This window comes from endosymbiont of Bathymodiolus septemdierum str. Myojin knoll, assembly GCF_001547755.1.
In the GTDB taxonomy this organism is placed as follows: domain Bacteria; phylum Pseudomonadota; class Gammaproteobacteria; order PS1; family Pseudothioglobaceae; genus Thiodubiliella.
Window position 1 is genome coordinate 1,455,046 of the sequence record NZ_AP013042.1, and the last position, 14,389, is coordinate 1,469,434.

Here is a 14,389-nt window from a genome sequence, read left to right on the forward strand (position 1 = left end):
TGCTGCTGAGTTTGGGTAAAAAATTGTTATAATTATCGCTCTTAATTTATTCTCTGTCAACTATGTCATTCGACTACATAAACGCCCTGCAAAAAAAACCAACCACGCGCACGCCAATTTGGGTAATGCGTCAGGCAGGGCGTTATTTGCCAGAATATCGTGCCACTCGTAAACAAGCAGGGGATTTTATGTCTTTGTGTAAAAATAAAGAATTGGCGTGTGAAGTGACAATGCAGCCGATTGATAGATTTGATTTGGATGCGGCAATTTTATTCTCAGATATTTTAACCATTCCTGATGCGATGGGCTTGGGCTTATACTTTTCAGAGGGAGAAGGCCCTAAATTTACCAGTCCCATTCAATCGTTGGCGGATATTGAGAAAATTCCAACCGATGTAACCAATGAATTGACTTATGTTTTTGATGCTGTTGCGACGATAAAAAAAGCGTTGAATAATCGCGTGCCGTTGATTGGATTTAGCGGCAGCCCATGGACATTAGCGACCTATATGATTGAGGGGGGCAGCAGTAAAACTTTTGCCAACACCAAAAGAATGCTGTTTAATGAGCCACAAGCCTTGCATTTATTATTGGATAAATTAGCTGACAGCGTGATTGGATATTTAAACCAACAAGTTTTGTCGGGTGCGGACAGTTTGATGCTGTTTGACACTTGGGGTGGCGTACTATCAAAACAAAATTATTTAGATTTTTCGTTAGACTATATGGCAAAAATTGTGAAGAGCATCAAAGCCTTGCACCCAACTGTGCCGATCACTTTGTTCAGTAAAAATGGCGGTAAACATTTGACTGATATTGCCGATACAGGCTGTGATGGTGTGGGCATTGACTGGACGGTGGAGTTAGACGATGTGCAGGCACAAGTGGGCGACAAAGTAGCTATCCAAGGTAATCTTGACCCTGCCGTGATGTATGCAACACCTGAAATTATCGAGAAAGAAGTTAAAAAAGTGTTATCCAAATTCAAAGGAAATACGGGGCATATTTTTAATCTTGGACATGGCATCACCCCTGATGTTGACCCTGAAAATATGAAGGTATTGGTAGATTGTGTGCATAAATTTAGTGCGAGGTAAATATTATGGATAAATTAGACATTGAGATAAAAAACTTGGGTAAGTTAAAAAATGGCACAGTAAAAATTCGCCCATTAACTGTACTGACTGGTGAAAATAGCACGGGCAAAAGTTTTCTTACTAAAACGCTTTATTCTATTTTTAGCATGGTTAATAAAAACTTACTTTATATTGAGGCTATTGATAACATTAAAATAAGCAGTTTTGGGGTTGATTTTTTTGATAAGTCTTTAACGCGTAAAAGCAAAGAAGATAAAAAGTATATCCAATTGTTGAAATCAGCCCTTAACGAGCTTCACTCTCTATTAATGGATATGAAAGACCATCCTATAGATGTTTATATTCAAACCTGCTTTATTACTGCCGAAACACAAATTGAAAAAATTCATAAATTTAGAGAATACTTAAGGAAATTAGAAAAAAAACAAAAGATTAAGTCTGTTCGTTACCAGGTTGATATTTTAAGAGAACATTTAGCCTCTTTAATCTTTAATTTAACAAAAGGAAGGGAAAGATATATTAGGTTACTGGATAAATCTCTAAAAAAAGAATTACAAGAAAACTTCCAAATAGCCAACATATCAGAGTTGGTTTCTTTTAATGCAAAAAAGACAAGTCTATCTGCCGATGGATTCACAATATCTTTTGATACAAAAAATATCATTGATTTTAATTTAGACCTTAATTTTATTAATGACATATCTGGGCTTTCAAGAGTGGTATTTTTTGAATCTCCTGCTTATTGGAGCGTTAGAGATGCTTTAAATAAATCAAAAGAAGTAAGAAAACCAGGGGATTTAACTGGCGTACCAAAATATTTCTATGATTTAGATGAAATCTTAAACACCAAATCCACCAACACTCCATTGGAGATTGTTTCAGAATTAGTGTCTGAATTAAAAACGGAAATTGGTGGGGAATTTATTTTTGATAATGGTCGCCTATCTTTTGTTGATAACTCTGGCAAGAGCATTGATAAAAACTTAATTTCTTTTGGTATGACCAATTTAGGCATGATACAAGCACTATTAAAAAACAATGTGATTAGCGCAGGTTCCTTTGTATTTTTTGATGAGCCAGAAACAAACTTACACCCATCTTGGCAAGTTTTATTAACTAAAGTCTTAATTAAGTTGGCGGAAAATGGTGTCAATGTAGTAATAGCAACGCACAGTTTAGATATGATTAAGACTCTAGAAGTTCACACTAAAGGCAAGGATAGTGATTTTATTGCCGTTAACCATTTTCAAAAAGATGGCACTTTATTGGCTTTTGAAAGTGGGAATATTACTGACAATCTAATAGAATCTAGAAATGAGTTAATGAACGCTTATGAGGATTTGTTTTTAAGTGAATTATATAACCCAGAAAATGATTGATATAACCCAGAAAATGATTGATATAACCCAGAAAATGATTGACCTGAAATCATTTTGTTCAAAAATTGAACATGCGCCTAATAATGGCGTGGAAAGCGCAGAATGTGATGCGATTAAATTTGACGGTGAAAACGGGTTTGCTGAAAGTTTGACAGAAAATTGTGCAAACCAATGTAGAGTGGATTATTTTGATATCATTGAAAATGGCTTAATTATGATTGAGATGAAAGACTTGCAATCAAAAATACTTAAGAATCCTAAAGAACAGCCAACTCAAAAAAATTTGAAGGCTATTTTTAAAAATATGAGTGCTAAATTTGCAAATTCTTTTGATTTAATTAAACAAGAGATAAGCCCAGATTTAATAGAGGTTTCTAATTATTTGGTATGGAAAGATAATACTGATACAAATTTAATGGACAGATATTTACCAGCAAATTTTAAAGAAAAACCTTATCAAATTTGCAAAACTAAAGAAATTTGCGAAAAAATATCAAAATTAGATACAAGAATATGTCAAGAATAAAAAAGACCTTCACTGCTTTAAAAACCAATCAACAAAAAGCTTTCATTCCGTTTATTACCGCAGGCGATAGTGGGTTAGATAATTCGTTTGCGTTGATGCAGACTTTGGTGGTAAACGGTGCAGATGTGATTGAACTCGGTGTGCCTTTTTCAGACCCGATGGCCGATGGTCCTGTGATTGCAAAATCGCATGAGCGGGCGGTGGCAGATGGCGTAAGTTTGCAGGATGTGTTGGATTTGGTGGCAAAATTTAGGCAGACCAATACAACAACAGCGATTGTATTAATGGGCTACCTTAATCCGATTGAAGTGTTTGGCTATCAGGCGTTTGCAAGAAAAGCAAGTGAAAGTGGTGTGGATGGCGTATTGGTGGTGGATATGCCACCAGAAGAAGCGCATGATTTGAAGCAAGAATTAGACCAAAATGACATCGATTTTATTTTCTTAGTGGCGCCAACAACGACAGATAAGCGCCTTAAATCTTTGGCAAAAATTGCCTCGGGTTTTGTGTATTTTGTCTCTCTAAAAGGGGTGACGGGTGCGGGACATCTGGATGTAGATTCGGTCAATATCAATCTTAGCAGAATTCGTCAGTTTATTGATTTGCCAGTTGGCGTTGGCTTTGGCATTAAAGATGCGGCAACTGCAAAAGCCGTGGGGAAATCAGCAGATGCGGTGATTGTGGGGTCGTCATTGGTGGCATTTGTTGATAAATACAGTGAAAATACAGATAAAATGTTAGAAAGTGTTGGTAAATTAGCCAGCGAGATTTCAGGAGCGATAAAATGAGTTGGTTGGAAAAAATATTACCTTCTATTACCAGTGTTGTAAAGAAAAACATCCCAGAAGGACTGTGGAGCAAGTGTCAAAAGTGTGAAACCACGCTGTATTCAGAAGAGCTAAAAGACTTGAATTATGTGTGTCCGAAATGCGATTATCATATGCGTATTTCTGCTCGTGTGCGCATTGATGCGTTCCTTGATAAGGAAGGGCAGGAAGAAATTGCGGGCGATTTGGTGGCAGTGGATCCGTTAAAATTCAAAGACCAAAAGAAATACAAAGACCGTTTAATACAGGCACAAAAAAACACCAATGAGAAGGATGCTTTGGTGGTTAAAAGTGGCACATTATATGGTATGAGTGTTGTGGTGGCAGCGTTTGAATTTAAATTTATGGGTGGCTCTATGGGGTCGGTTGTTGGCGAAAAATTTGTGCGCGCAGCACAACTGAGTATGGAAACTAATGCACCGCTGATTTGCTTTTCAGCCTCAGGCGGTGCGAGAATGCAGGAGGGTTTATTATCGTTGATGCAGATGAGTAAAACTTCGCTAGCATTGAAATTATTAAGTGATAAAAAAATTCCTTTTATCTCAATTTTGACTGACCCAACCATGGGCGGTGTTTCTGCAAGTTTTGCAATGTTGGGTGATATTCATATTGCCGAGCCGAATGCTTTGATTGGTTTCGCGGGTCCGCGTGTGGTTGAACAGACAGTGCGTGAAGCCTTGCCAGAAGGGTTTCAACGCAGTGAATTTTTACTGGAAAAAGGCGCAATTGATATGATTGTCCATCGCCACGAATTACGCGATAAAGTCCATACCATATTGCAAGCTCTACATGGCTAAATACAAATTATTGTATAAACTAACACATGCAAACGGTGCATTGGCGGATGAATCAGGCAGCGCCCCTTTTGAATTTGAGATTGGCGATGGGCAATTAGACCCGTGTTTAGAATCTTGCATAAAAGAAGCCGAAGTGGGGAAGTTACGCACTTTTTTATTGGGCGCCGATGAAGCCTTTGGCGCAGTGCATGACGAGGCCATTCAAGTAATGAATCGTTCTGAATTCCCCGACGGTTTTGAAATTAAAATTGACACGGCGGTTGAGTTTAAAACCCCGACAAATGAGTCGTATGTGGGATGCATTGACAAAATTGACGGCAATGATATCACGGTAAATTTTAACCATCCACTCGCAGGCTGTGATGTCGTATTTCAAGTGGAAGTTTTGGAAAAATCATGAAAGTATTGTTAGCAAATCCTCGTGGTTTTTGTGCAGGCGTTGACCGTGCAATTGAGATTGTTGAGCGTGCGTTGAAACGCCATGGGGCGCCAATTTATGTACGCCATGAAGTAGTGCATAATAAATTTGTAGTAGATGATTTAAAAAGCAAAGGGGCAATTTTTGTTGAAGAAATTGACGAAGTGCCTGCGGGAGGCGTCGTTATTTTTAGCGCCCACGGCGTATCAAAAGCGGTGCGTAAACAGGCAAAAGCAATCGATGCAATTATTTATGATGCCACTTGTCCTTTAGTGACCAAAGTGCACAAAGAAGTGGTGCGCAAGCAAAAACAAGCACACCAAGTCATTTTAATTGGCCACGAAGGGCATCCCGAAGTCGAAGGCACACTGGGACAGTCCGATCAGGGGTCAAGTATTACCTTGGTGGAAACGGTAGACGATGTCAGTAAGCTTAATCTGAACGGTGAAATTTCATACACCACACAAACCACACTTTCTGTGGATGATACTCAGCAAATTGTTGACGCATTAAAAGATAGGTTTCCAGAAATTAAATCACCACAAAAAGATGATATTTGTTATGCCACGCAAAACAGGCAAGACGCAGTAAAAATATTAATGCAAGACTCAGATTTATTACTTGTGCTTGGCTCTAACAACTCATCAAATTCTAATCGTTTGCGTGAGATTGCTTTAAAAATGCACAAAAATTCCTATTTAATTGATGGTGCCGATGAAATTGACAGCAAGTGGTTGAACGGTATTAATACTGTTGGCGTAACCGCAGGTGCATCCGCACCAGAAATATTGGTGCAAGAGGTCATTAGCTATTTGCGCAACTATGGTGCAAATGAAGTGATTGAAGTCAACGGCGTGAAAGAAAATGTACACTTCCCAATACCCAAGCAACTAAGATAACTCATAAAAAAGGAGAAATACTATGTCACAAACAGCACTAATATGTGGTTCTTACGCATTTGATTCCATTATGGTTTTTCAAGATAGGTTCAAAAACCACATTTTGCCCGACAAGGTGCATATGCTCAATGTCTCTTTTTTGGTGCCAACAATGCGTAAAGAATTCGGCGGTTGTGGTGGCAATATCGCCTACAACTTACACTTATTAGGTGCAAATTCTGTACCAATGGCAACGGTTGGCGAAGATTTTACCCCCTATATGAACTGGATGGAATCACACCACATGAACACCACGCATATGAAAGTCATCGACGGTGCCTACACGGGTCAGGCGTTTATCACCACTGATATGGACGACAACCAAATCACCGCTTTTCATCCTGGTGCAATGGGCGAATCATACTTAAACAAAGTCAGCGATGTCAGCACCGTTGACATCGGTATCGTCTCTCCAGACGGTCGTGATGGTATGATTGCGCACGCCAAACAATTTAAGGATGCAGAAATCCCGTTCATTTTTGATCCAGGCCAAGGCATGCCGATGTTTTCAGGCGACGAATTAATTGCCTTTGTTGAGCAAGCCGACTATGTTGCTGTAAATGACTATGAATCACAAATGTTGCAGGACAAAACTGGCTTAGACTTAGTCACAATCGCCTCAATGGTCGATGCACTCATCATCACCAAAGGCGCTAAAGGTAGTGAAATCCACACCAACGGCGAAATCATCAATATTGCCCCCGCCAAGGCTCGAGCAACCCAAGACCCAACTGGATGTGGCGATGCCTATCGTGCAGGCTTGTTATACGGCTTAATGAACGATATGGATTGGAAAACCACCGGTCAATTGGCAGGGCTTTTAGGTGCAATTAAAATTGCCCATTTAGGCACACAAAATCACAAGTTTGACTTAGCCAAGATTGAAAAACTTTATCAAGAAAACTATAGTGAGGCTTTGTTTTAAGTTAAAACAACACCAAGGTGCGATTGACTTTAAAAGCGGTTATATTTAACACACGCAATCAATGTCAATATATTTTCAGTTAAAATTGCTACAATAAACTGGTTTTTAGTAAAGTTACATATGGTTAGTGGCATATTGTGTAGTTAATAAATAGTTAGATGCCAAAGGAAACAAATTAATATGAAGAAAAAATTATTTCAAAAACCCTCCATGCAACAAATTAAAGAAAGTTCAACTTTAGGCAATAAATTAATTGATGCTAAATATGCCTACATCAACGGATATTATGAAGCAGGAAACCATTTAATTAAAACAGCTATTGATATGACAAATAGCACAGATAAAGATTCTTTAATTTATCCTATTTGTTTTAATTATAGGCATTATATTGAACTACATTTAAAAAGTTTAATTGAAGAAGCTGAAGTTTTATATGAAAAAATGGAACAATTAGGATACTTACAAAATGGTACATTATCTGAAAAAATTAGCAATTCATTAGATAGCACACATAATTTATATGAACTACTCGATTCATTAAAAAATATACTTTTTGTTATTGACATCTCAAATGAAAAATTTCCAAAAAATATAGAAAAATATATTCAGCAAATGCATGATACTGACACTAATGGTCAAAAATACAGATACCATAAAAATAAAAGTGGCGGGTTACATTTTCCAAATGAAAAAAGTTATAACATAGAAAATATGTCCAAAATCATGAAAGAGGTAAATAGCATGTTGTGGGCTATTAATTCTCATATTTTTCACTATATAGAAATGTCAAATGATATAATTAGTGACTATAGAAGTGAAATGGGACATCAGTACCACTAAAGAACATCTAACAAATCATTCCAGCCGAGACATGCTTACGCGTCGGCTGAATTCAGGCGTTAAGCTCCTAAAGTTTTTAGAAAATCTTCAACCCATTCAATGCGCCCGATATCTTCGGGCATTTCGCGGGTGATAATGAGTTGATTTTGTCCTTTAATTCGATAAGTTCGTGGTTGGGTTTGTATTAAATTGATGATTGTTATTGGCTCAATAGTAGTTTTGTCGGCAAAGGTTAGATGAACTTTGCCCTCAAAGATTGAGACTTTGTTAATGCCGATTTTTTCACAGAATAGTTTGAGTTGGGTAACGGCGAATAGGTTTTTGCTGGCATCTTTGAGCAGTCCGAAGCGGTCAATCATTTCTATTTGCAGGTCTTTTAATTCGGTATTATTTTTGGCGCTGGCGATGCGCTTGTAAAGCACCAAGCGTTCGTGGACATCACCAAGATAACTTTCGGGGATAAGGCAGGGGAGCCCTGTATCAATTTCAATTTCGTGGTTGAGTGGGTTGTTGAGGTTTATTTTTCTGCCCACGCGCATTGCATCAACGGTGCGTTTGAGCAGGTCATGATACATATTAAAACCGATTTCGCTGATTTTTCCCGACTGATTATCGCCAAGCAAATCGCCCGCACCACGGATTTCTAAGTCATGATTGGCGAGCATAAAGCCTGCACCTAACTCCTCTAAAGACTCGACGGCATCTAAGCGTTTTTTGGCATTTTTACTCAGTGACTGGTGCGATTTAATCACCAAATACGCATACGCCCGATGATGTGAACGACCAACTCGCCCACGCAATTGGTGCAATTGCGCCAAGCCAAAATTTTGTGCATTGTTAATAATAATGGTATTGGCATTAGGAATGTCAATGCCTGTCTCAATAATGGTGGTGCAGACTAGAATTTGGAAGCGACCATGATAAAAATCACTCATAATTTGCTCTAATTCACGGGTTGGCATTTGCCCGTGGGCAATACGCACACGGGCATTGGGTATCAGCGATGTTAGCTTTTCTGCCATATTATCAATACTATCAATGTCATTATGCAGGACAAATATTTGCCCCCCACGATGTAGCTCACGCGAACACACCTCTTTAATAGTGGCATCACTCCACTCGTTGACAAAAGTCTGAATTGCGCTCCGCCCTTGCGGTGGCGTGGCAATAATGGACAACTCTCTGAGCGAGCCGAGTGCCATATTCAGCGTGCGTGGAATCGGGGTTGCTGTCATTGTTAGAATATCACTCTGACCCCGAATTTTTTTCAGAGACTCCTTTTGTTTAACGCCAAATCTATGCTCTTCATCAATGATAATCAGCCCCAGATTTTTATACTTAATACTGCCGTGAATGAGCTTGTGCGTGCCGATAACGATGTCCACTTTTCCTTCAAGCAGTTGTTGCTTAATGCGTGTTTGCTCCTTAGTAGTTTGAAAGCGTGACATTGCTGCAATTTCCACTGGATATTTAACAAACCTATCTTTAAAGGACTCAAAATGCTGATTTGCCAACAAGGTCGTCGGCACCAAAATTGCCACCTGTTTACCCGCTTCAACGGCTAAAAATGCTGCTCGCATGGCAATTTCAGTTTTACCGAAGCCCACATCACCACAGACCAGTCTGTCCATTGGTTTTTGCGATTGCATATCTGCCAACACCTCGCCCATGGTTTTCAGTTGGTCGGGCGTTTCTTCAAAAGGGAAACTGGCAACAAACGACGAATACGCATCATTCGGCTCTGGAAACGCAAAGCCAACTTGTGCCTGTCGTTTGGCGTAGATTTCCAATAATTCTGCGGCAATATCGTGCAAGGCGTCGACGGCTTTTTGCTTTGCCTTACTCCATTGATTAGAGCCTAATTTGTGTAGAGGTGCAATATCAGGCGATGCCCCCGAATAGCGAGAAATCAGATTCAACGAAGTCATCGGCACCATTAATTTAGATTCATCAGCATACTCTAACACCAAAAAATCTTGCGTCATTTCATCAAAAGTCTGTGTTTTCAAACCCAAATAACGCCCCACACCATAACTCTCATGCACAATTGGGTCGCCGATTTGGACTTCCACCAGGCTCTTAATCGCCTCATCAAAATCCTTATGCTTCGCCCGTCTGCGTCGTTGCTGTTTAACCACATCAGCGCCAAACAAATTGACTTCGGTAATGACCGCAATGTCCTTAGTTAGCAAGCCTTCGGTCAGCTCATCATTGGTAATGCAAAGGCTTTGCTCGCTCTCAATAAAATCTTGCCAATGTGCCACTGGCAGCGGATTGCGGTTGTGATTAATGAGAAAATCACTCAACACACTCTGCCTACCTTCGGACTCGCAAACAATCAGGATTTTCCCTGTAAACTTTTTCTCAAAATTTAGAAATTTACTCAGTGGATTTTTATTTTGCGCACTAATCGTCAGCGGTGGCAACAACTGACTACCAAAATTCAAGCGCCCAACTTTCTCTTCCTGTTTCGAGCTGCCAGTCACCAGCTGCTGGCGTTGTTTTATCTGCCCAAACAGCACATCTTTATCCACAAATACCTGATTAATCGGCAATGGCAGACGCTCATAATTGCATTCCGCTTGCTGATGACGCGCGTCAATCTCGTCATAATTTACCTCTAACAACTCGCTAAACCCTTGACTGGTGGCAATAATTGTATCCTTGGGCAAATAGTCAAATAGGCTGTTGGTATGGGTAAAAAATAATGATAAATAAAATTCAATGCCATTCGGCAATCGCAACTCGCTAACCTCATCAAAAATAAACCCATTGGTATTGCCAAATGCTTTTTGATAGTTAGATTTAAAAACCTCAATACTGCTCTGGTCAGTCGCAAACTCTCTCGCTGGCAACAATGACACCTGTTCCACCGCCTCAATAGAGCGCTGAGTTGATGCGTCAAAAATACGAATTGATTCAATTTCTTGGTCAAACAAATCAATCCGATACGGTAAATTCACACCCATTGGAAACAGATCAATCAATGAGCCTTTAACGCTAAATTCTCCGCGCTCTCTAACTGTATTCACGCGGTTATAGCCGATTTTCAACAGGCGTTGAGAGAATGACTGTATCTCCAAATCATCGCCACTTTTCAGACTAAAACTGTATTGCTTGCTAAACTCAATTGGACACAACTTCTGAGACAGAGACTCCAAAGTGGTAATAACAATACCGCGTTTTAGCGTCGGTAATTTAGACAGCGTATCAAGGCGACTAGAGGTGATATCCGGATGCGGAGAAAAATGGTCAAACGGCAACACCTCCCAATTATCAAAGCGTAAAACTGCCAAGTCACTGCCATAAAAATTGAGCGATTTAAACAATTGCTCAAAGTGGCTAATATCATTTGCCACCACCAAAATCACCCGCTCTTGCTGCCGAGCAAACTCAATCAACGCTAACGCCTGAGCGCTGCCGTAAAGCGACCCCCAATAAAATTTTTGCCCGGACTCGAAAGGCGTTACACCCTGTGGATAAAAGGACTGCATAGCGTTAGCCTTTAGAGGCGACAATCCCTTCATTTTTCAACATTTTTATCAGTTCAATCAACGGCAATCCAACAATCGCATCCGGATCGTTGTCCTCAATATGCTCAAATAAGCTCGCTCCTGCAATGGTCTCAGATTTAAAACTCCCTGCACATTTGTATGGTTTGTCCTCTTGCAAATATTGTTCGATTTTTTCCGCACTCAGCACCTTAAAAAATACTTTAGTAGTGTGTACAATCGTCTGTATCTTGTTGCTATTTGTATTCAAAAGTGCCAAACTTGTCTTAAAAGTAACAATATTACCCGAACTCCCTTGAAGTTGTTTAGTCGCATTCTCGTGCGTATGTGGCTTTCCCAAAATCACATCATCCACGCCGTTGCCGTCTCCAAGTGTTGAAATCTGATCTGATGCAATAATCAACCCACCCTGCATCTTTGCTACTTCCCATGCCTTTTCCTGTGCCAATCGAAATACCAACTGCTCAGGTGTCTCCCCCTTGCGTCTAGACTCATCAATATCCGGTGAAATGATATCAAACGCCAAACCCAATTTATTGAGCAAATTTTTCCTAAATGGCGAAGAAGAAGCAAGAATTAATGGCACAATTGGGCAAAGAGTTTGTAAAATGGGGTTATTTTACTTTATTTGAGACCTTTTACAGCAATGATGCGCCTATCTATTATCGTCGCAATGGACGACAATCAACTCATCGGCAAGAACAACGCCTTGCCCTGGCATCTTCCCGCTGATTTAGCCTATTTCAAAAAAACCACCACTGGAAAAACCGTGTTAATGGGTCGTAAAACGCACGAATCGATTGGCTTCCCCCTGCCAAACCGCCGCAATGTCATTATCACTAGAAACCCCAACTACCAAGCGAACAACTGTGAAGTCGTCAACAGCATTGAAGATGCCTTAGTCCTCGCCAAGAATGACGATGAGTTAATGATAATGGGCGGCGCCTCCTTCTACCAACAAACACTTCCCTTCGTCGACCGCCTCTACATCACTCAAATTGAAGGTACTTTCGACGGTGATGCTCACTTCCCCCCATTCAATCGCGACGATTTTGAAGAGGTTTTTCGCGAATCTCACACTGCTGATGAAAAAAATAAATACGCCTATCACTTTACAATTTTAGATAGAAAATAAACCAGTAAAGCACCACACTCTTATGAATAAATATAAAAAAACCTGCGATATGCAGGTCTTTTTATTAACATCCGTTTTTACAAGGTGTATTTTAAAAATACGAAGGCGCATAGTCTTCCTATATGACTGAGTATTTTTAAAATACAACGCAATGAAATAGGAAAAGACGATGCAAAAATGGTGCCGATGGCGAGAGTTGAACTCGCACGAGCATAGCCCACTACCCCCTCAAGGTAGCGTGTCTACCAATTCCACCACATCGGCAATATGATTTATTTAGGAATGTCGCTGTCTTGATCATCCATTGCTGGAACATCAGAAACAACTGCTGGAAGTACCTCTTCCATAACGCTCTTAGGCTTGTCTTGCACACCAGTATCATTTGTAGCTAAATATGCCAAAGATAAACTGGTGACAAAGAAGCCTGTTGCAACACCTGCGGTGAGCTTATAAATAAACGAGTTAGCGCCACGAGCACCAAAGACAGAGCCTGATGCACCCGCGCCGAATGCGGCACCCGCATCAGCGCCCTTACCATGTTGCATGAGAACAAGTGCGACTAGGCCCAGAGCCAATAACACATGGATGATTAAAATAACTTGAAATGACATAATAATTAACCCGCTTTACAAATACTTAAAAAATCTTCTGCTTTGAGTGACGCACCGCCAATCAAACCGCCGTCAATATCTTCACAAGCAATTAATTCTTCTGCATTAGCAGGATTCATACTGCCCCCATAAAGGATAGGGGTTGTTTGTGCGATATCAGCATCATTTTCTGCCAATAAGCTACGAATAAAGGCATGTGTGTCTTGTGCTTGTTGCGGTGTTGCGGTAACGCCGGTGCCGATTGCCCAAACGGGCTCGTAAGCAACAATGATATTTTTAAAGGCTTCGATGCCAACTTTAGCAATAACGGCATTGATTTGACGGGTAACAACTGCCTCGGTGTTGCCGGACTCTCTTTCCTCTAATAATTCACCAATGCAAAATAACGGGGTTAGGTCGTTATCAAGTGCGGCTTTTACTTTGTTGGCAACAATTTCATCAGTTTCACCGTATAAACTTCTACGCTCAGAATGACCAACAATAACATATTCAGCGCCAAAATCTTTAATCATATCTGCACTTATTTCGCCAGTGAAGGCACCTGATGCATTAACATTAAGGTCTTGTGCACCAAGGTTTAATTGTGAATGCACTGCTAACGCCTCAACTTGGGACAGATAAGGTGAAGACGCACATACAATTACTTTTGCGTTTTTTACATTATGTAGCCCCTCAAGAATGCCCACAACCAAGGTATTGACGGTTTCTTTTGAGGCGTTCATCTTCCAATTGCCTGCTACGATTGTTTGACGCATAATGATTATCTACTGTAAAAAATGAGTGATTTTACTCTAACTGATACTAAAAATCAATCAGTGCGATGATTTTGAACCAAAATAAAGCGCCAAGGAAACCATTAAAATACCAAAAGCAAAGTACATTAAATCAAGTGCCTCTGTAAACCCCATTGATAGTGAAACCTCAAAAAATGTTACCACTAAAATCATCAATATAACTTTAGCAAGTTTTTCTTTTAAATCATCAAGCGAGTTAATTACCAGCACTTTTGATGAACGCTCGCTATTTTTAGCATCGTCAATATCACTAATAAACAATTCATACAAGCCCAATGAAAATATCAACAAAATAGTTGCCAACAAAAATCCATCAATAGCACCTACAGTATGGGCAACCATTTCAATTTTTAAAATTTTTCGCGCTTCAGCGCTCGCATTAACATAGTCGCCAACATGGGTAAGCAAGGCAACAACATCAACGGCGGTAATAACAAACAGCAGTAACGACAAAAGCAGCGATGCGATCACGGCAACTATCACCATTAAGCGTGAATTCCACAATATTTTTTCAAAAACAATTTCAAGCATTCTCATTGATAAACCTCTATAATGTAATATCGTCTTATTTTAATCTTTAAAATATAAAA

General features: G+C 39.8%; 15 protein-coding genes and 1 tRNA gene. 10 read left to right on the forward strand and 6 right to left on the reverse strand.

The genetic code is table 11. The features are described from left to right. Window positions 1-62: 62 nt before the first annotated feature. The 9 genes from hemE to BSEPE_RS07740 all read left to right on the forward strand — a co-directional run bounded on the left by hemE (window position 63) and on the right by BSEPE_RS07740 (window position 7,747). Window positions 63-1,097: a uroporphyrinogen decarboxylase gene (gene hemE, locus BSEPE_RS07700; RefSeq protein ID WP_066045899.1), complete on the forward strand. Its 1,035-nt coding sequence runs from the start codon at window positions 63-65 to the stop codon at window positions 1,095-1,097. 5 nt (window positions 1,098-1,102) lie between these two features. Then, window positions 1,103-2,476, forward strand: a complete 1,374-nt coding sequence (locus BSEPE_RS07705; protein WP_066045902.1) for an AAA family ATPase — start codon at window positions 1,103-1,105, stop codon at window positions 2,474-2,476. Then, window positions 2,469-3,002, forward strand: coding sequence for a hypothetical protein (locus BSEPE_RS07710; protein WP_066045905.1), 534 nt, complete (start codon window positions 2,469-2,471; stop codon window positions 3,000-3,002). The genes BSEPE_RS07705 and BSEPE_RS07710 overlap by 8 nt, the downstream gene beginning before the upstream one ends. After that, entirely contained in the window at window positions 2,990-3,790 is an 801-nt protein-coding gene (gene trpA, locus BSEPE_RS07715; RefSeq protein ID WP_066045909.1) for a tryptophan synthase subunit alpha, read from the forward strand. Before BSEPE_RS07710 ends, trpA begins: the two co-directional genes overlap by 13 nt. After that, a complete protein-coding gene (accD, locus tag BSEPE_RS07720) occupies window positions 3,787-4,626 on the forward strand; it encodes an acetyl-CoA carboxylase, carboxyltransferase subunit beta (protein ID WP_066045912.1) in 840 nt (279 codons plus the stop codon). Before trpA ends, accD begins: the two co-directional genes overlap by 4 nt. Then, window positions 4,619-5,026 carry an FKBP-type peptidyl-prolyl cis-trans isomerase gene (locus BSEPE_RS07725; RefSeq protein WP_066045915.1) on the forward strand — a complete coding sequence of 136 codons (408 nt, stop codon included), beginning with the start codon at window positions 4,619-4,621 and terminating at the stop codon, window positions 5,024-5,026. Before accD ends, BSEPE_RS07725 begins: the two co-directional genes overlap by 8 nt. Beyond that, complete coding sequence (gene ispH / locus BSEPE_RS07730) at window positions 5,023-5,943, forward strand: 4-hydroxy-3-methylbut-2-enyl diphosphate reductase (protein ID WP_066045918.1); 921 nt, start codon at window positions 5,023-5,025, stop codon at window positions 5,941-5,943. Before BSEPE_RS07725 ends, ispH begins: the two co-directional genes overlap by 4 nt. Window positions 5,944-5,965: 22 nt before the next feature. Then, on the forward strand, window positions 5,966-6,907 hold the full coding sequence (locus BSEPE_RS07735) for a carbohydrate kinase family protein (protein ID WP_066045921.1): 942 nt from the start codon (window positions 5,966-5,968) through the stop codon (window positions 6,905-6,907). 180 nt (window positions 6,908-7,087) lie between these two features. After that, window positions 7,088-7,747 (forward strand): hypothetical protein, encoded by a 660-nt coding sequence (locus BSEPE_RS07740; RefSeq protein WP_066045924.1) that lies wholly within the window; start codon window positions 7,088-7,090, stop codon window positions 7,745-7,747. A gap of 59 nt (window positions 7,748-7,806) precedes the next feature. Here the strand turns inward: BSEPE_RS07740 and mfd are convergent, their stop codons facing one another. Beyond that, window positions 7,807-11,241, reverse strand: a complete 3,435-nt coding sequence (mfd, locus tag BSEPE_RS07745) for a transcription-repair coupling factor (RefSeq protein ID WP_066045927.1) — start codon at window positions 11,239-11,241, stop codon at window positions 7,807-7,809. A 4-nt stretch (window positions 11,242-11,245) separates the two neighbouring features. Continuing rightward, window positions 11,246-11,845 (reverse strand): Maf family protein, encoded by a 600-nt coding sequence (locus BSEPE_RS07750; protein ID WP_066045930.1) that lies wholly within the window; start codon window positions 11,843-11,845, stop codon window positions 11,246-11,248. Between the two features lie 63 nt (window positions 11,846-11,908). On the opposite strand from BSEPE_RS07750, the gene folA reads away from it, so the two are divergent. Then, on the forward strand, window positions 11,909-12,394 hold the full coding sequence (gene folA / locus BSEPE_RS07755) for a type 3 dihydrofolate reductase (protein WP_066046209.1): 486 nt from the start codon (window positions 11,909-11,911) through the stop codon (window positions 12,392-12,394). A gap of 178 nt (window positions 12,395-12,572) precedes the next feature. Here the strand turns inward: folA and BSEPE_RS07760 are convergent. The 4 genes from BSEPE_RS07760 to BSEPE_RS07775 form a co-directional block, all read right to left on the reverse strand. Next, window positions 12,573-12,658, reverse strand: a tRNA-Leu gene (locus BSEPE_RS07760). A gap of 8 nt (window positions 12,659-12,666) precedes the next feature. Next, complete coding sequence (gene secG / locus BSEPE_RS07765; RefSeq protein ID WP_066045933.1) at window positions 12,667-13,005, reverse strand: preprotein translocase subunit SecG; 339 nt, start codon at window positions 13,003-13,005, stop codon at window positions 12,667-12,669. Window positions 13,006-13,010: 5 nt separating this feature from the next. Then, window positions 13,011-13,760 (reverse strand): triose-phosphate isomerase, encoded by a 750-nt coding sequence (gene tpiA, locus BSEPE_RS07770; protein ID WP_066045936.1) that lies wholly within the window; start codon window positions 13,758-13,760, stop codon window positions 13,011-13,013. 57 nt (window positions 13,761-13,817) lie between these two features. Beyond that, entirely contained in the window at window positions 13,818-14,336 is a 519-nt protein-coding gene (locus BSEPE_RS07775) for a YqhA family protein (protein ID WP_173636499.1), read from the reverse strand. Window positions 14,337-14,389 lie beyond the last annotated feature (53 nt).

What these genes read in the sequence shown, in the direction of transcription:
- folA (WP_066046209.1), top strand. Translation starts at nt 11,909, where the DNA reads ATGCGCCTATCTATTATCGTCGCAATGGACGACAATCAACTCATCGGC.
- ispH (WP_066045918.1), top strand. Translation starts at nt 5,023, where the DNA reads ATGAAAGTATTGTTAGCAAATCCTCGTGGTTTTTGTGCAGGCGTTGAC.
- BSEPE_RS07740 (WP_066045924.1), top strand. Translation starts at nt 7,088, where the DNA reads ATGAAGAAAAAATTATTTCAAAAACCCTCCATGCAACAAATTAAAGAA.
- trpA (WP_066045909.1), top strand. Translation starts at nt 2,990, where the DNA reads ATGTCAAGAATAAAAAAGACCTTCACTGCTTTAAAAACCAATCAACAA.
- secG (WP_066045933.1), bottom strand. Translation starts at nt 13,005, where the DNA reads ATGTCATTTCAAGTTATTTTAATCATCCATGTGTTATTGGCTCTGGGC.
- BSEPE_RS07775 (WP_173636499.1), bottom strand. Translation starts at nt 14,336, where the DNA reads ATGAGAATGCTTGAAATTGTTTTTGAAAAAATATTGTGGAATTCACGC.
- BSEPE_RS07705 (WP_066045902.1), top strand. Translation starts at nt 1,103, where the DNA reads ATGGATAAATTAGACATTGAGATAAAAAACTTGGGTAAGTTAAAAAAT.
- BSEPE_RS07725 (WP_066045915.1), top strand. Translation starts at nt 4,619, where the DNA reads ATGGCTAAATACAAATTATTGTATAAACTAACACATGCAAACGGTGCA.
- tpiA (WP_066045936.1), bottom strand. Translation starts at nt 13,760, where the DNA reads ATGCGTCAAACAATCGTAGCAGGCAATTGGAAGATGAACGCCTCAAAA.
- mfd (WP_066045927.1), bottom strand. Translation starts at nt 11,241, where the DNA reads ATGCAGTCCTTTTATCCACAGGGTGTAACGCCTTTCGAGTCCGGGCAA.
- hemE (WP_066045899.1), top strand. Translation starts at nt 63, where the DNA reads ATGTCATTCGACTACATAAACGCCCTGCAAAAAAAACCAACCACGCGC.
- BSEPE_RS07735 (WP_066045921.1), top strand. Translation starts at nt 5,966, where the DNA reads ATGTCACAAACAGCACTAATATGTGGTTCTTACGCATTTGATTCCATT.
- BSEPE_RS07710 (WP_066045905.1), top strand. Translation starts at nt 2,469, where the DNA reads ATGATTGATATAACCCAGAAAATGATTGATATAACCCAGAAAATGATT.
- accD (WP_066045912.1), top strand. Translation starts at nt 3,787, where the DNA reads ATGAGTTGGTTGGAAAAAATATTACCTTCTATTACCAGTGTTGTAAAG.